Origin of the sequence: Actinomadura sp. J1-007 (assembly GCF_009793335.1) — a bacterium.
GTDB classification, from domain to species: Bacteria; Actinomycetota; Actinomycetes; order Streptosporangiales; family Streptosporangiaceae; genus Spirillospora; species Spirillospora yumaensis.
Genome location: NZ_WING01000002.1, coordinates 1435907 through 1454231, shown reverse-complemented (window position 1 = coordinate 1454231; position 18325 = coordinate 1435907). Strand labels below are relative to the sequence as shown.

Sequence of the window (18325 nt, the reverse complement as noted above, 5' to 3'; positions counted from 1 at the left end):
CCGCCCGGCGCGGCGGTCAGGAGTCGACCCGCTCCACGACCGACGCCCACTCCTCCAGCAGGGTCTGGGCGCCGTCGGCGTCGGGGCCCTCGGCCCACAGGTGCGTGACCGCCTCGGCCGGGTCGGGGAGCACGAGCACCCAGCGGCCGTCGTCCTCGACGACGCGGACGCCGTCGGTGGTGTCGATCGTCCGGTCGCCCGCCGCCTCCACCACGTGCCGCATGACGCTGCCCTTGGCCGCCCACGGCGTCGGCACCGAGCGGCGCAGCAGGTGCGCCTCGGGGATGCGCCGGTCGATCTGCGACAGCGTCAGCCGTGTCCGCGCGACGAGCCCGACCAGCCGGACGAACGCGGCGATCCCGTCGACCGTCGTGCTGAACTCCGGCATCAGGAAGCCGCCCCGGCCGTCCCCCGCGAAGATCACGTCGGGGCGGGCGACGGCCTTGGTGAGCACGTCCTGCGAGGTGGAGGTCCACTCGACCCGCACGCCGTGGAAGCGGCACACCTGCTCGGCGACCCGGGTCGTGGTGACGGGCAGGGCGACCCGGCCGCCGCGCCGTTCGGCGGCGACGAGGTCGAGCATCACCAGCAGCGCCCGGTCGTCGCCGATCAGCTCGCCGTTCTCGTCCACCAGGGAGATCCGGTCGCCGACCGGGTCGAACCGCACGCCGAACGCGGCGCGCGAGGACGACACCAGCTCGCCGAGGCGCTGGAGGTCGCGCATCCGCTCGGCCAGCGTCTCGGTCGGGTTGGCCTCGTCGAGGCCGTTGTTGCGGGTGAGGACCTCGACGCCGACCTGGCCGAGCAGCATCGGCAGCACCAGCGAGGCGGTGCCGCCCGCGCTGTCCAGGACGATCTTGAGCCCGGCCTCGCGGACGCCGCCGATGTCGACGCGGCGCAGCAGGTCGCGGGTGTAGGTCTCGACGATCCGGGGCGGGTAGTTCAGCTCGGCGATCTCGCCGGGGAACGCCCGCCGGTACTCCTGCCGCCCGTACACCCGCTCCAGCTTGCGCTGCGCGGCGAGCGACAGGTCGGCGCCCGAGGCGTCCAGGAACATCACGTCGACGCCCTGCGGGTCGCCGAGCGTCGTGCGGATGTAGATGCCGCCCGCGCAGTCCTCGCGGGACGTCTCGAACCGCGCCACCGGCAGCGGGCACGCCTCCAGGTCCTGCACGTTGATCGCGCTGGCGGTCAGCGCGCTGATCACCGCGCGCTTGAGGGTGCGGGCGCCGCGCGACACGTCGCGGCCGGTCACGACCGTGGTGCCCTTGCGCAGCGTGGTGGCGTAGGCGCTGGCGAGCCGGACCGCGAGCTCCGGCGTGATCTCGACGTTGATCAGGCCGGACACCCCGCGCGGCCCGAACAGGGTGCGCTGCCCCGCGACTCCCAGATCACGCTGGTGTTGACGACGGCGCCGGCCTCGATGGTCTTGAACGGGTAGACCTTGACCCCGCTGGAGACGTACGCCTCGGCCTCGATCACGCACTCGTCGCCGACGACCGCGCCCTCCTCGACGCGGGCGCCCGCCATGATGTCGGTGTTCTTGCCGATCACGCAGCCGCGCAGGTTGGTGGACGGCGCGACGAAGACGTTGTCGTGCACGACCGCGCGGTGCAGGAACGCGCCCTCCTTCACCACCACGTTGCTGCCGAGGACGGTGAACTCGCGCAGCTCGACGCCCGCCTCGACCTTGGCGTAGTCGCCGATGTAGAGCGGGCCCTTCAGGACGGCCTCGGAGTCGACCTCGGCGCCCTCGGCGACCCACACGCCCGGCGACACCTCGAACGCGTCGATCCCGACGTCCACCAGGCCCGACAGCATGTCGGCCTGCGCCTTGAGGTAGCTCTCGTGGGTGCCGACGTCCTCCCAGTAGCAGTCGGCGACGTACCCGTACAGCGGGGCGCCCTCGGCGAGCAGCCTGGGGAACACGTCGCCGGACCAGTCGACCGACTCGCCGGGCGCGACCCGTTCGAGGACCTCGGGCTCCATGACGTAGATGCCGGTGTTGACGGTGTCGGAGAACACCTGCCCCCACGTCGGCTTCTCCAGGAACCGCTGGACGCGCCCCTCGTCGTCGATGATGATGATCCCGAACTCCAGGGGGTTCGGGACGCGCTTCAGGCCGATCGTGACGAGCGCGCCGTTGCGCTCGTGGAAGCGGACCATGTCGGTCAGGTCGATGTCGGTGAGGGCGTCGCCCGAGATCACCAGGAACCGGTCGTCGCGCAGCGCCTCCTCGGCGTTCTTGACGCTGCCCGCGGTGCCGAGGGGGATCTCCTCGGTCGCGTAGCTCAGCGACATGCCGAGCTCCTCGCCGTCGCCGAAGTAGTTGCGGATCAGCGCCGCGAGGAACTGCACGGTGACGACGGTCTCGCTGAACCCGTGCCGCTTGAGCAGGCGCAGCACGTGTTCCATGATCGGCCGGTTGACGAGCGGGAGCAGGGGCTTCGGCTGGTTGGCGGTCATCGGACGCAGCCGCGTCCCCTCGCCTCCCGCCATCACGACGGCCTTCATCGGGGGGTTTCCGCTCCCTTCTGATCCCCGGCCTCGCGGCCGGGTCCGGGCCCAGGGTCCGGGCGGGGCCCGGTCCGGGGTCGGGGTCGGGGTCGGGCGGCTCCTCGTGCCCGGCGCGCTCGCCGGAGCGCGCCGCGGCGCGGTCGGCGAGCACCAGCCGCCGCGTCTGCTCCCAGTACAGGAGCGCCGCCCACCAGTACAGGGCCGTCCCCCAGATGGCGAACGACCACCCGGCGACCTTGGCCGCGTCGGGGAACCACCCGTCGTGGTCGCCGACGAGCAGCAGCGGGAACGCGTAGAGCAGGCACATCGTGCCCGCCTTGCCGATGAAGTGCACCGGCAGCGTCCCTGCGTACCCCATCCGCCGCATCACCGGCACGATGGGGGTGATCGCGGCCTCCCGGGCGACGAGCAGGACCACCAGCCACAGCGGGACCACGTCGCGGACGGTCAGGCCGACGAGGGTCGCGAGGATGTAGAGGCGGTCGGCCGCCGGGTCGAGGACCGTGCCGAGCTTGCTGGTCTGGTCGAGGGCCCGCGCGAGCTTGCCGTCGAGCCAGTCGGACAGGCCGGCGAACACCAGCACGCCGAGCGCCCACCAGTCGTGCCCGGCGAGGACCAGCCACAGGAACAGCGGGACCCCGGCCAGCCGGGCGAAGCTGAGCAGGTTGGGCACCGTCCAGACCCGGCCGGACACCTCGGCCGGCGCGCCGTCCGGCGTCCTGTCGACCTCAGCACTCACTGACGAGCCCGCCTTCCTGTCCCCCAATGATCCTGACCCTATCGGTAAGGAACCGAAAGCCCCCGATAGCGTCCAGGCATGCGATGGACGCTGCACGGCGAGAGGTCCGTTTACGAGAGCCCCTGGATGAACGTACGGCTGGCCGACGTCGAGCTGCCCGACGGGCGGCGGTTCGACCACCATCTGCTGCGGGTCCGGCCCGCCGCCGGGGTGGCGGCGATCGACGCGGAGGACAGGGCGCTGCTGATCTGGCGGCACCGGTTCATCACCGACCGGTGGGGGTGGGAGATCCCCGGCGGGCGGGTCGAGGAGGGCGAGGACCCGGCGGAGGCGGCGGCGCGCGAGCTGGTCGAGGAGACCGGGTTCCGCGCCGGGCCCGTCAGCCACGTGCTGGACGTGCGGCCGTCCCCCGGCCTGCACGATGGCGTCCATCACATCTTCCGCGCCGAGGGCGCCGAGCGGATCGGCGAGCCGACCGACGTGGAGGCCGAACGGATCGAGTGGGTGCCGCTGGCGGACGTCCCGGAGCTGGCGGCGCGCGGCGAGATCGGGTCGGGCGCGAGCCTGTCGGGGCTGCTGTTCCTGGCCTCTCGGCTCAGCCCGTGCGCGGCGCCGGCACCGGCGCGCCCGTGAGCGGCAGGGCCGCCGAGACGCGGAAGCCGCCGCCGGGCGCGGGCCCGGCGCGCAGCGTCCCGCCGACGCTGCGGGCGCGCTCGCTCATGCCGAGGATGCCGTAGCCGTGCGGGCCGTCGCCCGCGGCGCCGCGGCCGTCATCGGCCACGGTGACCGTGAGGTGGCCGTCCGCGCGGACGAGCCGGATGTCGACGGCGCCCGCCCGCGCGTGCTTGACGACGTTGGTCAGGGCCTCCTGGACGATCCGGTACGCGGCGACGCCGACCTCGGGCACGGGGCTGCCGTCGCCCTCCTCGATCAGGGTCACGTCGAGCCCGGCGGCGCGGGCGGCGTCGGCGAGGTCGCCGACGCGGCCGGGCCGGGGCAGCGGGCCGGGGGCGTCGTCGTCGGCGCGCAGCACCTGGAGGGTCGCGCGCAGCTCGGTGCGGGCGTCGCGGCAGGTGGCGGCGATGCCGCCGAGGGCCTCGGCGAGCTCGGCGCGGTCCACGGGCCGGTCGCCCGCGACCAGGTGCGCGGCGGCGCCGGCCTGGACGCCGATCACGGTGATGCTGTGCGCGAGCAGGTCGTGCAGGTCGCGGGCGATGCGCAGCCGCTCCTCGGCGACGCGGCGGCGGGCCTCCTGCTCGCGGTCGCGCTCGGCCCGTTCGGCGCGCTCGACGACGGCCGCGAGGCGGGCGCGGTGCGAGCGCCACACCTGGAACCCGATCACGGCGGCGACGACCGCCTCGATCACGGCGACCTGCTCGCGGACGCTCCCGCCGCCCTCGCGCATCGCGAAGCCCGCCGCGCAGAGGAACAGCAGGAGCGCCGCCGCGGTGAGGACGGTGCGGACGCGGCGGCCGAGCACCGCGTACGCGAACAGCGCGATCACCTCGGCGGGCACGGCCGCGTGGTGCTGGTACTGGAGCAGGTGGTACGGGACGGCCAGCACCACCAGCGCCGCCAGCGACGGCGCCGGCCACCGCCGCATCGGCACCAGCGGCGCGTGCAGGGCGACGAGCAGCGCGGCGCCCGTCGGGTCCAGGGGCCGGACGCCCGGCCACGCCAGCGCCGCCGCGACCGCGCAGCCCGCCAGGACCGCGGCGAGCGCGGCGTGCGCCGCCGTGCCGTTCACCCGAAGCTCTCTCACCACGGGCCCATCTTCCCCGATGGGGGTGAGTGTCCGCACACCCCCCTGCCGGACGGCGTCCGGCAGGGGTGCGCGGGCGGCGCGGGCGCGGCCGTCAGGGGCCTTCGGGATCGACGGCGCCCCGGTCCACCCAGAACGGTTCGAGCAGCGTGCGCAGGCGTTCGGCGCCGACCCGCTCGACGAGGTCGAGGGCGCCGGCGTTGTCGACGAACTGGTCGAGGCGGCTCGCGCCGAACAGCACGCTGCTCGTGGCCGGGTGGGTGAGCGCGAACGCGACGCAGAGCCGGGCGGGGGTGACGTCGAGGTCGGCGGCGGCCTCGGCGATGCCCTCGGCGGCCTCGCGGATCCGTTCGCGGACGCCGCCCGGGTCCTTGCCGATGCCCCGGGACGGCGCGGCGTTGCCCGCGAGGATGCCGCCCTCCAGCACGTCGGACGCCTGCATCGTCACGCCCGCCGCGAAGACCTCGGCGAACGGGGCGCCGTCGGGGATGGCGCGGCGGCACGGGCTGTACTTGAGCTGCGCGAGCACCGGCCCCGGCGACCCGGCGGCGATCGCGTGGTCCCGGATCGTCATGATCGCCGTCGCGGACCAGTTGTTGACGCCCCAGCAGCCGATGAGGCCCTTGGCCTCCAGCTCGGCGAGGTCCTCGGCGAGGCGGCGCAGGTCCAGGCCGCCGCCGCGGATGTCGCCGAGGACGGCCACGTCGGCGTGGTCGGCGCCGACCCGGAACAGCGCGCGGCCGAGCTGCTCGCGCAGCGACCGGTTCGGGTAGTCCTCCAGCCACAGCTTGGTCGACAGCAGGTACTGGTCGCGGCGGATCCCGGCGGCGCGCACGATCGCGGAGAACAGCACGTCGGTGAACACGGGCGGCCCGCCGGGCAGCCCGTACACCGCGACGTCGAACAGGTTGACGCCGAGGTCGACGGCGTGCCGGACCAGGGCGACGGCGTCGCCGAAGTCCATCCGGTCGTAGGTGTGCCACGACCCGAGGGACAGGACGGACGCCTCGGGCCCGGCGGGGCCGAGGCGGCGGCGCGGAACGATGGTGGTCTCGGTGGTCATGATGTCCTCGTTCAGGGTCGGATGACGGCCTTGACTTGTTCGAGCCGCGACATCGACTCCAGCGCGGCCGACGCCCCGTCCAGCCCGGCGGGCTCGCCGAACAGCTCGTCCCAGGGGAAGCGGTTCCGGAACGCCAGGAGGAACCCGATGGCGCGGTGGTAGTCGCCGATGTCGCCGTTCAGCGAGCCGAGCACGGTCAGCTCCTTGCCCATGAGCGTGCCCAGCGGGAGGGGTTCGAGGCCGGGGCCGGTCGTCCCGACGACGACGAACCGGGCGCCGAACGCGGCCATGCCGACGGCCTCGGCGCCGACGCCGGGCGCGCCCGCGACGTCCAGGACGAGGTCGGCGCCGTGGCCGCGGGTGGCGTCCAGCACGGCGGCGCGCCGGTCCTCGGCGCCGCCGTCCAGGCCGACGACGGTGTCGGCGCCGAACGTCCGCGCGAGGTCCAGGCGGGCGTCCGGGGCGCCGATCGTCACGACGGGGCCGGCGCCGGAGGCGCGGGCGACGGCGGTGGCGATGATCCCGAGCGCGCCGGCGCCCTGCACGACGACGCTCGACCCGGGCCGTACGCCGCCCGCGCGGTCGTAGGCGTGCAGGACGGTCTTGACGGCGCAGCCCGCGGCGGCGGCCCAGGTGTCCTTGACCTCGTCGGTGAGCACGAGCTTCTGCGCGCCGGGGGTGACGTAGACGTGCTCGGCGAGGCCGCCGGTGGCGTGCGGCCACCGGTCGGACCGCTGGAGGAAGCCGTAGCCGCGCTCGGAGCAGGCGACGGGGTTGCGCAGGACGGTGCAGCCGTGGCAGTGCCCGCACGTGGACTCCGACCAGCCGATGCGGTCGCCGGCCTTGACGGTGCGGCCGAGGGCGTCGCGGGTGCCGGGCCCGGCGGCGAGGACGGTCCCGGTCATCTCGTGGCCGAGGACGATCGGCAGCATGTCGGGGAACGACATCGCGCCGCTCCACAGGTGCACGTCGGTCGCGCAGAGCGTCGCGCAGTCCACGCGGACGAGCGCCGCGCCGGGCTCGCACTCGGCGGGCAGCGGCAGCTCCTCGATCGCGAGCGGCGCGCCGTGCTCGCGGAGCACGGCGGCGCGGGTGGACGTCGGTCCGGTCATGGCACCTCTCATCGGCTGTGGGCGGTGTCCCAGACCTCGCCGCGGCTGCGCCACCACAGCAGGACCAGGATCACCAGGAACGGGACGACGCCCTGGTACTTCTGGATGGACTCGACCGCGGAGGAGGCGCCCTCCAGGCAGCCGAGGACGAGCCCGCCGGCCAGCGTCAGCGGCAGGCTCCGGAACGCGCCGACCATCGCGACCGCGAGGGCCGTGCTGATCAGGCCGGACAGGGTGGAGAAGTCGCCGCCGAGCCGGGGCGCGACCAGCACGATCACCAGCATCGTGACCGCGCCGACGCCGGCCCACACGCCGACGGCGAGGCGCGGCGCGGGGATCCCGACGACCTCGGCGGTCGCGGGCCGCTCCGACAGCGCCTGGAGCCGCAGCCCGAGCCCGGTGCGGGTGAGCAGCAGCCCGACGCCGAGCGTGATCAGCGCCGCGAACGCCAGCGACACCAGCACCGAGCGCGGGACGACGACGCCGCCGACGGTGAACACCGGCGCGCCGAACGGGTCGGGGAAGCGGTGCGCGCCGGTGGTGGTGCCGCCGAACAGCCGCAGCCCGACCGCGGTCAGCGCGACGTACAGCGCGACGGTCACCGCGGCCTTGGTGCGCTCGCGGTGCCCGGCGAACCAGCGGACGAGGGCCGCGCCGAGCGCCGCCGACAGCAGCGCGGCGGACGCCGCGCCGAGGACGAGCGAGGACCACACGTCCAGGCCCGCGTCGGTCAGCGAGACCATGACGAACGCGCCGAACGCGCCGACGGCGGTCATCGCGAAGTTGACCACCGCGACCAGGCGGTAGGTGAGCACGACGCACAGCCCGAGCAGCGCGTACCCTCCCCCGCTGGTCAGCCCGGCGATCACGGAGTTCACCATGCGGAAGCCTCCAAGGGGTCGGGGCGGTCAGGAGACCTTGCCGGGGACGGTGAAGCCGCCGGGCAGCACCTTCCAGCCGCCGTTCTCGGCCTTGACGAAGCGGCTGCCCTTGATCGGGCTGTGCTCCTTGCCGGGCCCGAACACCCACGGGGTGCCGACCATCGGGTACTGGATCGGCTTCATCTTCTTGAACGCGTCGGTGACGGTCTTGCGGGTGATGTCGCCCTTGATGGTCTTCAGGACCTGCACGAACACGTCGGCGGCCATCACCGCGCCCTGGCTGAACGCGGTCTTCTGGATGCCGTGCGCCTCGACGAGCTTGGCCCACCGGCCGTTGCCGGGCAGGGTCGTGTCGGTGTAGGGCTGCCACTCCGTCCCGGCGTAGGCGCTCATGTCGGGCGGGATCACCTTGGCGTTGGCGTCGGTGTAGCTGTTGGCGGCGAGGAGGAAGTCGACCTTCTGCATGCCCTGCGTGCGGGCCTGCGCGAACCACGGCCCGACGACGGCGTTGTAGACGACGGCCTGGCAGCCGGCGTTCTTGTCGGCGACGAGGTAGCGGGTCGGGTCGCCGTTGCCGACGGCGAGGTTCTTCAGCGCGAGGGTCTTGCCGGTGAGGTTCGTCCACTCCTTGATGGCGGCCTCGATGCCGCCGCCGCTGCCGGGCAGGACGGTGTAGTTGAGGCAGACCTTGTCGCGCTTCAGCGTCTCGGACGCGTAGTAGAGCATCGCGGTCGTCAGCCCGTACGGGCCGGGGTTGACGGGCGCGATGTTGGGGCTGGTGAAGCAGGCGGGGTCGACGCCGACCGCCGGGATCGAGACGATCTTCTCCTTGCTGTACGTGGCGCGGTTGAGGCCGCAGTCCACGGCGCTGGAGGAGCCGGCGAACGCGACGACCTTGCTGGACTGGATCAGCTCGCGGGCGGCCTGGCCGGACCGCTGCGGGTCCATCGCGTCGTCCTTGCTGACCAGCTCCAGCTTGCGCCCGCCGATCCCGCCGGCCGCGTTGACCTCGTCGAACACGGCCTTGACGGTCTTGGGCACCTCGGGCGTCTGGAACAGCCCGGTGATGCCGTTGATGGCGCCGACCTTGATCGGGCCGTCGGTGGAGCCGCCGGAGTCGGAGCAGGCGGTGAGCCCGAGCGGGACGGTGAGGGAGAGGACGGCCGCGGCCGCCGCGCGGTGGTGTGTGCGTTTCATGGGGCGCCCTTGCTGTGCGGTGGGGGTGGGGTGTGCGGAAGGGGCGGTGTGCGGGGCGTTCGGGACGGGTGGGCCGAGTCGTGCGGGTCAGGAGGCGGGGACGTCGGCGGCGCCGAGGTAGGCGGCGCGGACGGCGGGGTCGTCCATGACGTCGCGGGTGGGCCGGACGCGATGACGTGCCCGAAGTCCAGGACGGTGACCAGCTCGCAGGTGGCCTGGACGAGCTCCATGTCGTGCTCGACGAGCAGGATCGAGACGCCGAACCGTTCGGGGACCTCGGTGAGGCGCGCGCCGAACCGCAGCGACTCGGCGGCGGACTGGCCCGCGGCGGGCTCGTCGAGCAGGGCCGCGCGGGGCCGGGCGGCGATGGCGGCGGCGACGTCGAGGAGCCGGCGCGTCCCGGCGTCCACGATCGACACCGGCGCCTCGCCGGGCGGGCAGCCGAAGAACTCCAGCAGCTCGTCGGCCTCCGCGCGCGGCAGCCGCCGGCCCGCGCCCATCGTCAGGTACTCGTACTGGGTGAGCTCGGGCGCGATCGCGGTCGTCTGGAACGTGCGGCGCAGGCCGCGCCCGGCGCGGGGCGCCGGGCCGAGCCGGTCGAGGGGCCGCCCGTCCAGCTCGACGGTGCCCCCGTACCCGGCGACGAACCCGGTGACGGCCGCGATGAACGTGGACTTGCCCGCGCCGTTCGGGCCGATCAGCCCGACGACCGCGCCCTCGGGGACGGCCAGGTCGACGTTGTCGAGCGCGACGACCTCGCCGAACCGGACGGTCAGCCCCCGCACGTCGAGGCAGGGCCTCCGCTCCCCAGCGGGCTCCGGAGCCGCCGCGGGGACGGCGCGCACGGGGGCGCGGGGGGCGCGGGAAGCGCGTCGTCCGGGCCGGCCGCGTCCTCCAGCAGCTTGCGGGCGGCGCGTTCGCGCTTGCGGGTGCGGGTCAGGTCGGTCTGGCTCATGCCGCCGCGCAGCGCGAGGAGCGCGCCCGCGCCGAACAGCACCCCGCCGAAGTCCTGCGGCAGGTGCGCCTTCTCCATGATCGTGGCCATGACCGCGCCGAACACGCCGCCGAGCACCGCGCCCTCCGGATGGTGCGGCCCGATCATGATCGCGACGGCGAACAGCGCGAGCGACTGCCCCATGGCGAAGTTGCTCGGCACGACCAGGCTGAGCTGCCCGGCGAGCAGCCCGCCCCCGACGCCGGCGATGAACGCGCTGATCGCGAACGCGGCGAGCTTGCTGCGCGCGACGGAGACGCCGTGCGCGGCGGCGGCCCGCTCGGAGTGCCGCAGCTCGTACCAGGACAGGCCGAGCCGGGTCCGGGCGAGCGCGGCGAGCGCGACGGCGATCACCGTGAAGACGATGACGGTGAAGACGAAGTACCCGGCGTCGCCGGTGAACGGCTCGGGCCGTTCCAGCATCGTCAGGTCCTCGGCCCCCGGGAACTGGTCGGCGTTCAGCACGATGTCGGTCGAGACGGCGAACCCGAACGTCACGACGGCGAGGTTCACGCCGCGGATGCGCAGCGCGGGCAGCCCGATCGCGACCCCGACGGGGACGGCCGCGAGCCCGCCGAGGACGAGCCAGACGAGGAGCCCGCCGGGCGCGCCCGCCACGTTCAGCCGCAGCACGACCCACGCGCCGATCGCGGCGAACGACATCTGGCACAGCGACATGACCCCGGCCCTGCCGACGATCACGCCGAAGCTCTGCATGACGACCGCGCCGACCATCGCGCTGATCGCCAGGTAGATCCAGTACGCGGACAGGACGTTCGGCAGCACGGCGCAGGCGAGCACGGCGGCGCCGAGCCCGAGGCCGAGGGACCGCTTGTCGAGGAGGTTCATGGGGTGCGGCTCCCTGCCTCGGGGGGTTCGGCGGAGGCCCCGCGGGACGCCTCCCGGCCGGGCGCCTCCCGCGCGAGCCGCGCGGCGGCGTCCGCGAGGCGCCCGCCGAAGTACAGCTCGTGCAGGCGGTCCTCGGCCCCGCGCAGCTCGGCGCAGGGCCCGGAGTGCACGACGCGGCCCTTGCGCAGCACGTACGCGCGCGAGCCGATCTCCAGGGCGAGGTTGGCGAACTGCTCGATCAGCAGCACGGCGATCCCCATCGCGGCCAGCTCCGCGACCGTGCCCATCAGCCGGTGCACGACCTTCGGGGCGAGGCCGAGCGACATCTCGTCGATCAGGACGACCTTGGGGTCGGAGACCAGCGCGCGGCCGAGCACGGCCATCTGCTGCTCGCCGCCCGACAGGTGCCCGGCGTGCAGGTGCCGCCGCCGCTCCAGCTCGGGGAACAGCCGGTAGACGGTCCCGAGGTCGCCGGACCCCGACCGGGCGACCAGCAGGTTCTGCTCGACGGTCAGGGTCCGGAACGCGGTGCGGGCCTGCTCGACGTACCCGAGCCCGGCGCGGGCCCGCTTGAACGGCGGGAGCCTCTCGATCGGGGCGCCGTCCAGCCGGATCGACCCGGTGGTGGGGCGCGCGAGGCCCGCGATGCCGTCCATGAGCGTCGTCTTGCCCGCGCCGTTCGCGCCGAGGACGACGGTGACCGCGCCGGGCGCGACGTCGAGCGTGACGTCGCGGACGACGGGGACGTCGGCCCGGTCGACGCCGACGCCCGCGAGCGCCAGCGCGGGGGCGGCCGCCATCACGCGCCGCCGAACGCCGAGCGCAGCGCGGCGGCGGCGCGGGCGTGCGCGTCCTTCGCGGCGGTCAGCTCGGCGGCGAGCAGGCCGAAGAAGCCGTGGATGAGCCCGTCGTAGCGGACGACCTCGACGGGCACCCCGGCGTTCTCCAGAGCCTTGGCGTAGTCCTCGCCCTCGTCGCGCAGCACGTCGTACTCGGCGCCGAGGACGAGCGCCGGGGGCAGGCCCGCCAGGTCGGCGGCGCGCAGCGGCAGCAGGTACGGGTCGTCGAGGTCGGCGGCGCCGCGCGGGTACTGGGTGAAGAACCAGTCCATGCTCGCCTTGGTCAGGAAGTAGCCGTCGGCGAACTCCCGGTAGGAGCCGCGCCCGTCGTCGCTGTGGCCGAGGACGGGCGAGACGAGGACCTGGAGGGCGAGCGCCGGGCCGCCCGCGTCGCGGGCCCGCAGCGCGGTGACGGCGGCGAGGTTGCCGCCCGCGCTCTCCCCGCCGACGGCGATCCTGGCCGGGTCCAGGCCGAGGTCCGCGCCGTGCTCGCCGATCCAGCGGACGACCGCGTGGGCGTCGTCGGCGGCGGCCGGGTACGGGTTCTCGGGGGCGAGCCGGTAGTCGACGGAGACGACGGCGGCGCCGGACGCCGCGCACACCGCCCGGCAGGCGAACTCGTTCTCGTCGAGCGAGCCGATCGTCCAGCCGCCGCCGTGGAACCAGACGAACGCGGGGTGGGGGCCCGCGCCCTCGGGCGTGTAGACGCGGACGGGGATGTCGCCGCCGGGGCCCGGCAGCGCGGTGTCGGCGACGGCCGCGACGGCCGGGAGGCCGTCCGGCATCGTCCACATGCGGCCGAACTCCTCGCGCATGGTCGCGGCGTCCGGGGGCGGGGCGGGTGCGGCCGGGTCCTCGGCCGGGACGCGGTCGATGATCCGCTGTGCCTCGGGATCCAGGGGCATCGTCGTTTACCTCCGAAGGCCCGGCGTGCCCGTATCCACCGGATCGGGCACTCCAAAATCGTATCTGATTCCGTGTACGTTAAGCGCGTCCCGATGACGGTGTCCAGAGCGGAGCGTGAGATGGGCCACGATTCCCGAGCCGGCCTCCCCGCCGGTTCCCCCGCCGGTTCCCCGGCCGCCGACGTGGTGCTGACGGGCGGGCGCGTGCACACGGTGGACGCCCGCGACCGCGTCGCGGAGGCGGTCGCGGTGTGCGGCGGCCGGATCGCGCGCGTCGGCACGTCCGCCGAGGTCGGCGCGCTGGCGGGGCCGCGCACGCGGGTGGTGCGGCTGGAGGGCCGCTCGGTGCTGCCCGGCATCAACGACTCGCACCTGCACGGCGTGTGGCTCGGCGCGATGTGGCCGCGCCTGCTGATGGACGGCCTCACCGGCGGCGGCCCGCCGCAACCGGACGCACCGCCAGAGCCGCCTCCGGCCGTACGTCTGGAGACGGCCGAGGACAGGCGGCGGGCGATCCTGCGCACGGGGAAGCTGCTGTCGGAGCTCGGGATCACCAGCTACACCGAGCCCGGCCTCGGGCCCGGCGAGGACGGCGGCGCGACGGGCTGCTTCGGGTCGGCGGCGCTGCGCGACTACGCCGACCTCGCCGCCAAGGGCGAGCTGAACGCCCGGGTCACCGCGCTGATGCTGTTCGGGGAGCTGGACGGCGCGAGCTCGGAGGCCGCGTTCCTGAAGGGGCTGCGCTCGTTCGTCCCGCCGCGCGACGTCCCGGGCCGGTTCCGGGTCGCGGGCGTGAAGATCTTCGCGGACGGCATCCCGCCGATGCGCACCGCCTGGACCGACCGCCCGTACACCGGCGGCGGGGGCCACGGGTCGCTCCTGGTGGACGGGGCGTCCGACGGCGAGCGCGAGGCGGCGCTGCGCGCGATGATCGGCGCGGCGCACGCGGCCGGGCACCAGGTCGCCGTGCACGCGACCGGCGACCGTACGACCCGGGTCACCGTGGACGCGTTCGCCGACGCGCGCGGGCGCGACGGCCGCGACGGGCGCCACTACCTGATCCACGGCGACCTGCTCTCCCCCGCCACGCTCGCGGCGATGGCCGCGTCCGGAACCGGCCTCAACACCCAGGCCGGGATCGCGGTCGCGACCGCGCCGATGCTCGCGGGCGCGCTCGGCGAGGCCGCGCTCGCCGACGCCTGGCCGACCCGCGACGCGCTCGCCGCCGGCGTCCGGCTGTGCCTCAGCTCGGACGCCCCGGTGCTGACCCCGGACTGGCGGGCCGGGGTCGCGGCGGCGGTGACGCGGCGCGGCCTGGACGGCTCGGTCCGCGGCGCCGCGCAGACGCTCTCGCTCGTCCAGGCCCTGCGCGCCTACACGATCGACCCGGCGCGGCAGGACGGCGCCGAGTCCTGGAAGGGCTCGCTCGAACCCGGCAAGGCCGCCGACCTGTGCGTCCTGGACGGCGACCTGCTCGACGTCGCGCCCGACGACCTGCCCTCCGTGCCGGTCGTCCTGACGATGGTCGGCGGACGGGTCGTCCACGAGCGCTCGGCCGGGTCCGTCCGCGAGCACTAGGTGCGCGGCGTAGAGGGCGCGTCCGTCCCCCAGGACGCGCCCGGGTCGACGACGCCGCGGTCCAGCCACAGCCGGGAGACGGCGTCGCGCAGCTCGCCGCCGTGCCGTTCGAGGAGGGCGAGCGCGCCGAGGTTCTCCTCGAACTGCCTCAGGCCGCTGACGCCGACGAGCACGTTCGCCGCCGCGGGATGGGTGAGGCAGTACGCGATCGCGAGCTGGGCCGGGGTGGCCTCGAAGCGGGCGGCGGCCCGTTCGACCTCGGGGTAGGCGGCGCGGATCCGGTCGCGGATGCCGCCCGGGTCGGCGCCGATCCTGCGCCGCGGCTCCAGCCGCCCGGCGAGGATGCCGCCCTCCAGCACGTCGGACGCCTGGAGGGCGAGCCCCTCCCGGGCGCACAGCGCGGCGAACGGCGCGCCCTCGGGCACCGACCGGCGCGCGAGGCTGTACTTGAGCTGCGCGAACGTCGGCGGGACGAGGCCCTCGTCCGCCGCGAAGCGGCACGCGAACCCGATGTCGTCCGCCGACCAGTTGTTGACGCCCCACGCGGTGAAGCGCCCGGCGCGGACGAGTTCGGCGATGTCGGTGACCACGGCCCGCAGGTCGGTCTCGCCGAGGAAGTCGCCCGCCACGACGTAGTCGGCGCGGGCGGTGCCGATCCGGCCGAGCGCGACCTTGAGCTGCTCGGCGAACGACGCCGCCGGGTAGTCCCAGAGCCAGAGCTTCCCGCACAGCAGGTAGCGGTCCCGCTCGATCCCGGCGGCGCGGACGGCCTCGCCGAACAGCACGTCGGTCACCGCGCCCTCGGCGTGCGGCCCGCTGTCGTAGTGCGCGACGTCGAACAGTCGCGCGCCGCGCCCGACGGCCGTGCGGACGAGGTCGGCCGCCTCGTCCCGGTCCATGCGGTCCCAGGTGTGCCAGGACCCGAGCGCGAGGGCCGGGACCCACGGCCCGTCCGCGCCGAGCCGGCGTTCGGGTACCTGTCCAGAGAACTCCATGGCGACCTCCCGTTGACAGTGCCACCTTGGACGGTGATCGTATAGCATCCTGCATATTCTGACGTGGAGGAGGACATCCATGCCGCTGCCTTCGCACGACTCCCCCGACTCCCCCGGTTCCCCCGACCCGGCCGATCCGGCCGCGATCGTCGACATAGCCACCGGGTACATGGCGGCCAAGCAGCTCTTCGCCGCGAGCGAGGCCGGGATCTTCGCGGCCCTGTCGCGCGGCCCGGCCACGGCCGCCGAGCTGGCCCGACGCGCCGGCCTCCCCGAACGCACCGCCCGCATCCTCGCCGACACCCTGTCCGGCCTCGGCCTGCTCACCCGCGCGGACGGCGCGTACGCCAACGCCCCGGCCGCCGCCCGCTACCTCGCCGGGGACGGCGACCTGGACCTGCGGCCGTTCCTGACGTTCCTCGACCGGATCAGCTACGGGCACTGGCTCGGCTTCGCCGAGACGACCCGTACGGCCGGGCCCGCGCCGCTCGACCTCGCCGACGGCCGCATGGACACGTTCCTGACGGGCGTCATGACCTACAACGCCCTGCACGCGCGGATGCTCGCGACGCACTTCGACTTCTCCCCGTACGCCCGGATCCTCGACTTCGGGGGCCTATCGGGCGCGTTCCTGAGCGAGGCCCTGCGCGCCGCGCCGTCCGCGCGCGGCACGTTCCTGTCGGGCGGCGACCTCGCCGGGCACGCCCGCAAGACGCTGTCGGACGCCGGGGTCGGCGACCGCGCCGACGTCGTCGAGGCCGACCCGCTGACCGGGGACGTCCCGGAGCCCCACGACCTGGTGCTGCTGGAGCACGTCGTGCACCGCTTCGGCGTGGACGTCAACCGCGAGATCGTCCGCAGGGCCCGCCGCGCCGCCGAGCCCGGCGCGACGCTCCTGCTCCTGGACTTCTTCCTGGACGACGCCCCCGAGCAGCGCGTCATCGACGCCCTGCACGCCGGCGAGTACCTCGTCATCGACGGAACGGTCGTCTACCCGGAGGCCGAGGTGCGCGCGTGGCTGCGCGAGGCGGGCTGGGAGCCGGTCGAGACGCGGGCGCTGCCCGGCAGCCCGCGCGTCATCGTCGCGGAGGCCCGGTGAGCGCCGGGCGCGGCGTCCTCGTCACGGGCGGCGCGAGCGGCATCGGCCGCGCGGTCGCGGCGGCGTTCCGCGCGGCCGGGGACCGCGTCGCGATCGCCGACGTGAACGGGGAGGCGGCGGCGAGCGCGGCCAAGGAGCTGGACGCGTTCGCGGTCGCCGCCGACGTCGCCGACGCGGCCTCGGTCGCGGCGGGCGTCGGGCGGGCGGCGGACGAGCTGGGCGGCATCGACGTGCTGGTCAACAACGCGGGCATCGTCGCGGGCGGCGGCCCGCTCGTGGACCTGCCCCTCCAGGTCTTCGACGCCGTGGTGGCCGTCAACCTGCGCGGGACGTTCACCGTCACGCAGGCGGTCGCCGCGCGGATGATCGCGGCGGGGCGCGGCGGCCGGATCGTCAACATCAGCTCGATCGGCGCGCGCCAGCCGACCGCCGGGCTCGGCCACTACGAGGCGACCAAGGCCGCCGTGGACGCGCTGACCCGCACCGCCGCGCTCGAACTGGCCGCGCACGGCATCCGCGTCAACGGGGTCGCGCCCGGCCCCGTCCGCACGCCGATGACGGCCGGGCTCATCTCGGACCCGGCGGCGCGCGCGGCGTGGGAGTCGCGCATCCCGGACGGCAGGATCGCGACGCCGGACGACATCACGCCGCTGGTGGTCTTCCTGGCGTCCGACCAGGCGGCCCACATCACCGGCGCGGTGGTCCAGGTGGACGGCGGCCAGCTCCTCACCTGAGCGGCCCGCCCGCGCCGTCCGGGCCCGGCGCGCCGCCGCGAGCGGCGCGCCGGGCCGGTTCAGCGCCGCGGGACGGCGCTGTGGAGCGCCTCGGCGGTCGCGTTCTTGTGGGCGCACGCGATGCGCTCGATCTCGGCCGGGTCGGCGCCCGCCGAGATGAGCGCGAGCATCTGCTCGTGCTCGACGACCGAGCGCCGGGCGCGGCCCGGCACGTAGCTGAACGTCGAGCGGCGCATGTGGTCGAGCCGGGTCCACTCCGCCTCCAGCAGGGAGCGCAGGTGGTCGTCCGGGCAGTGCTCGTAGATGGAGAAGTGGAACTCGCGGTTGAGCGCGGTGAAGGCGGTCGGGTCGAACTCCTGGAGCGCCTCCACCATCCGGTCGTTGATCTTGCGGGAGGCGGCGAGGTGGGCCTCGGTCATGTGCGGGGCGGAGATCGCGGTCGCGTAGCCCTCCAGCCGCGCGAGGATCTGGAGCGTGTGCTCGACCTGCGCCGCGTCGAACACCGCGACGCGCGCGCCGACGTTGCGGACGACCTCGACCAGGCCGTCGGACTGGAGGCGGCGCAGCGCCTCGCGCAGCGGGATCGTGCTGACCCCGGTCTCCTGGGCGAGCTGGTTGATGACCAGGCGGTACCCGGGGACGTAGGTGCCGTCGAGGATGCGGGAGCGCAGCAGCTCGTAGCAGTACTCGGCCTTGGACTCCTTGCCCCGCTCCTGCGCCTGGGCCGGCTTGTTCGCTGGACTCACCCGGTTCTCCTCATCGTCACCCGACATCCCCCGGCCCCGTTCGCCGGACGCCCGTTCACCGTGCCAGCGCCTTCAGGACCGTGCCGCGGAAGCCGGGCCCGGCCAGGACCTCGTGGTGGGCGCCGGGCACCACGACCAGTCTCGCGCCGCCGACCCGTTCGGCCAAACCCGTGACCCCGCGCGCCATGCCGTCGTCCTCGCCGAGCACGAACACCGGCGGCTCCTGCCCGGCCACTCCCCGGCTCGAACGGAATGGCGCGCAGCCCTTCCACGCAGGCGGCGAGCGCGCCCGCCCGTGTCCCGCGCGCCTTGACC

At 74.9% G+C, this 18325-nt stretch carries 16 protein-coding genes and 2 pseudogenes; 4 read left to right on the top strand and 14 right to left on the bottom strand.

What is annotated here, in order from left to right; genetic code table 11:
- Nucleotides 1–16 precede the first annotated feature (16 nt).
- Both GEV43_RS40625 and GEV43_RS48680 read right to left on the bottom strand, forming a co-directional pair.
- Nucleotides 17–2514: pseudogene (locus GEV43_RS40625) on the bottom strand (sugar phosphate nucleotidyltransferase).
- Nucleotides 2504–3211: pseudogene (locus GEV43_RS48680) on the bottom strand (CDP-alcohol phosphatidyltransferase family protein); the annotation flags it as partial. The pseudogenes GEV43_RS48680 and GEV43_RS40625, both read right to left, overlap by 11 nt.
- A 123-nt stretch (nt 3212–3334) precedes the next feature.
- On the opposite strand from GEV43_RS48680, the gene GEV43_RS40615 reads away from it, so the two are divergent.
- Nucleotides 3335–3889, top strand: a complete 555-nt coding sequence (locus tag GEV43_RS40615; protein WP_160825903.1) for an NUDIX hydrolase — start codon at nt 3335–3337, stop codon at nt 3887–3889.
- On the opposite strand, the gene GEV43_RS40610 is transcribed toward GEV43_RS40615, so the two are convergent.
- The 9 genes from GEV43_RS40610 to GEV43_RS40575 all read right to left on the bottom strand — a co-directional run bounded on the left by GEV43_RS40610 (nt 3852) and on the right by GEV43_RS40575 (nt 12858).
- Nucleotides 3852–5021 carry a sensor histidine kinase gene (locus GEV43_RS40610; RefSeq protein ID WP_160825902.1) on the bottom strand — a complete coding sequence of 390 codons (1170 nt, stop codon included), beginning with the start codon at nt 5019–5021 and terminating at the stop codon, nt 3852–3854. The two genes, GEV43_RS40615 and GEV43_RS40610, sit on opposite strands and share 38 nt — an antisense overlap.
- Nucleotides 5022–5112: 91 nt before the next feature.
- A complete protein-coding gene (locus tag GEV43_RS40605) occupies nt 5113–6081 on the bottom strand; it encodes an aldo/keto reductase (protein ID WP_160825901.1) in 969 nt (322 codons plus the stop codon).
- 11 nt (nt 6082–6092) lie between these two features.
- Nucleotides 6093–7193 carry a zinc-binding dehydrogenase gene (locus GEV43_RS40600; protein ID WP_160825900.1) on the bottom strand — a complete coding sequence of 367 codons (1101 nt, stop codon included), beginning with the start codon at nt 7191–7193 and terminating at the stop codon, nt 6093–6095.
- Nucleotides 7194–7201: 8 nt separating this feature from the next.
- Nucleotides 7202–8074 carry a branched-chain amino acid ABC transporter permease gene (locus GEV43_RS40595; RefSeq protein ID WP_160825899.1) on the bottom strand — a complete coding sequence of 291 codons (873 nt, stop codon included), beginning with the start codon at nt 8072–8074 and terminating at the stop codon, nt 7202–7204.
- Between the two features lie 27 nt (nt 8075–8101).
- Entirely contained in the window at nt 8102–9271 is a 1170-nt protein-coding gene (locus GEV43_RS40590; protein ID WP_160825898.1) for an ABC transporter substrate-binding protein, read from the bottom strand.
- A complete protein-coding gene (locus tag GEV43_RS48675; protein WP_206681608.1) occupies nt 9268–10056 on the bottom strand; it encodes an ABC transporter ATP-binding protein in 789 nt (262 codons plus the stop codon). Before GEV43_RS48675 ends, GEV43_RS40590 begins: the two co-directional genes overlap by 4 nt.
- A complete protein-coding gene (locus tag GEV43_RS48670) occupies nt 10044–11114 on the bottom strand; it encodes a branched-chain amino acid ABC transporter permease (RefSeq protein WP_206681607.1) in 1071 nt (356 codons plus the stop codon). Before GEV43_RS48670 ends, GEV43_RS48675 begins: the two co-directional genes overlap by 13 nt.
- Nucleotides 11111–11914: an ABC transporter ATP-binding protein gene (locus GEV43_RS40580; protein WP_160825897.1), complete on the bottom strand. Its 804-nt coding sequence runs from the start codon at nt 11912–11914 to the stop codon at nt 11111–11113. The genes GEV43_RS48670 and GEV43_RS40580 overlap by 4 nt, the downstream gene beginning before the upstream one ends.
- Complete coding sequence (locus tag GEV43_RS40575) at nt 11914–12858, bottom strand: alpha/beta hydrolase (RefSeq protein WP_160825896.1); 945 nt, start codon at nt 12856–12858, stop codon at nt 11914–11916. Before GEV43_RS40575 ends, GEV43_RS40580 begins: the two co-directional genes overlap by 1 nt.
- 120 nt (nt 12859–12978) lie before the next feature.
- On the opposite strand from GEV43_RS40575, the gene GEV43_RS40570 reads away from it, so the two are divergent.
- Nucleotides 12979–14436 carry an amidohydrolase gene (locus GEV43_RS40570; protein WP_160825895.1) on the top strand — a complete coding sequence of 486 codons (1458 nt, stop codon included), beginning with the start codon at nt 12979–12981 and terminating at the stop codon, nt 14434–14436.
- On the opposite strand, the gene GEV43_RS40565 is transcribed toward GEV43_RS40570, so the two are convergent.
- Nucleotides 14433–15431 carry an aldo/keto reductase gene (locus GEV43_RS40565; RefSeq protein WP_160825894.1) on the bottom strand — a complete coding sequence of 333 codons (999 nt, stop codon included), beginning with the start codon at nt 15429–15431 and terminating at the stop codon, nt 14433–14435. The two genes, GEV43_RS40570 and GEV43_RS40565, sit on opposite strands and share 4 nt — an antisense overlap.
- A gap of 79 nt (nt 15432–15510) precedes the next feature.
- Between GEV43_RS40565 and GEV43_RS40560 the strand changes: the two genes are divergently transcribed.
- Together GEV43_RS40560 and GEV43_RS40555 are read left to right on the top strand one after the other, a co-directional pair.
- A complete protein-coding gene (locus tag GEV43_RS40560; RefSeq protein ID WP_160825893.1) occupies nt 15511–16530 on the top strand; it encodes a methyltransferase dimerization domain-containing protein in 1020 nt (339 codons plus the stop codon).
- Nucleotides 16527–17264, top strand: a complete 738-nt coding sequence (locus tag GEV43_RS40555) for an SDR family NAD(P)-dependent oxidoreductase (protein ID WP_160825892.1) — start codon at nt 16527–16529, stop codon at nt 17262–17264. The genes GEV43_RS40560 and GEV43_RS40555 overlap by 4 nt, the downstream gene beginning before the upstream one ends.
- Nucleotides 17265–17323: 59 nt before the next feature.
- On the opposite strand, the gene GEV43_RS40550 is transcribed toward GEV43_RS40555, so the two are convergent.
- Both GEV43_RS40550 and GEV43_RS48665 read right to left on the bottom strand, forming a co-directional pair.
- Nucleotides 17324–18010, bottom strand: coding sequence for a GntR family transcriptional regulator (locus GEV43_RS40550; RefSeq protein WP_309240209.1), 687 nt, complete (start codon nt 18008–18010; stop codon nt 17324–17326).
- A 55-nt stretch (nt 18011–18065) separates the two neighbouring features.
- Complete coding sequence (locus tag GEV43_RS48665) at nt 18066–18245, bottom strand: hypothetical protein (RefSeq protein WP_206681606.1); 180 nt, start codon at nt 18243–18245, stop codon at nt 18066–18068.
- Nucleotides 18246–18325: the final 80 nt, after the last annotated feature.

What these genes read in the sequence shown, in the direction of transcription:
- GEV43_RS40580 (WP_160825897.1), bottom strand. Translation starts at nt 11,914, where the DNA reads ATGGCGGCCGCCCCCGCGCTGGCGCTCGCGGGCGTCGGCGTCGACCGG.
- GEV43_RS48670 (WP_206681607.1), bottom strand. Translation starts at nt 11,114, where the DNA reads ATGAACCTCCTCGACAAGCGGTCCCTCGGCCTCGGGCTCGGCGCCGCC.
- GEV43_RS40595 (WP_160825899.1), bottom strand. Translation starts at nt 8,074, where the DNA reads ATGGTGAACTCCGTGATCGCCGGGCTGACCAGCGGGGGAGGGTACGCG.
- GEV43_RS40560 (WP_160825893.1), top strand. Translation starts at nt 15,511, where the DNA reads ATGCCGCTGCCTTCGCACGACTCCCCCGACTCCCCCGGTTCCCCCGAC.
- GEV43_RS40565 (WP_160825894.1), bottom strand. Translation starts at nt 15,431, where the DNA reads ATGGAGTTCTCTGGACAGGTACCCGAACGCCGGCTCGGCGCGGACGGG.
- GEV43_RS40570 (WP_160825895.1), top strand. Translation starts at nt 12,979, where the DNA reads ATGGGCCACGATTCCCGAGCCGGCCTCCCCGCCGGTTCCCCCGCCGGT.
- GEV43_RS40590 (WP_160825898.1), bottom strand. Translation starts at nt 9,271, where the DNA reads ATGAAACGCACACACCACCGCGCGGCGGCCGCGGCCGTCCTCTCCCTC.
- GEV43_RS40605 (WP_160825901.1), bottom strand. Translation starts at nt 6,081, where the DNA reads ATGACCACCGAGACCACCATCGTTCCGCGCCGCCGCCTCGGCCCCGCC.
- GEV43_RS40600 (WP_160825900.1), bottom strand. Translation starts at nt 7,193, where the DNA reads ATGACCGGACCGACGTCCACCCGCGCCGCCGTGCTCCGCGAGCACGGC.
- GEV43_RS40575 (WP_160825896.1), bottom strand. Translation starts at nt 12,858, where the DNA reads ATGCCCCTGGATCCCGAGGCACAGCGGATCATCGACCGCGTCCCGGCC.
- GEV43_RS40615 (WP_160825903.1), top strand. Translation starts at nt 3,335, where the DNA reads ATGCGATGGACGCTGCACGGCGAGAGGTCCGTTTACGAGAGCCCCTGG.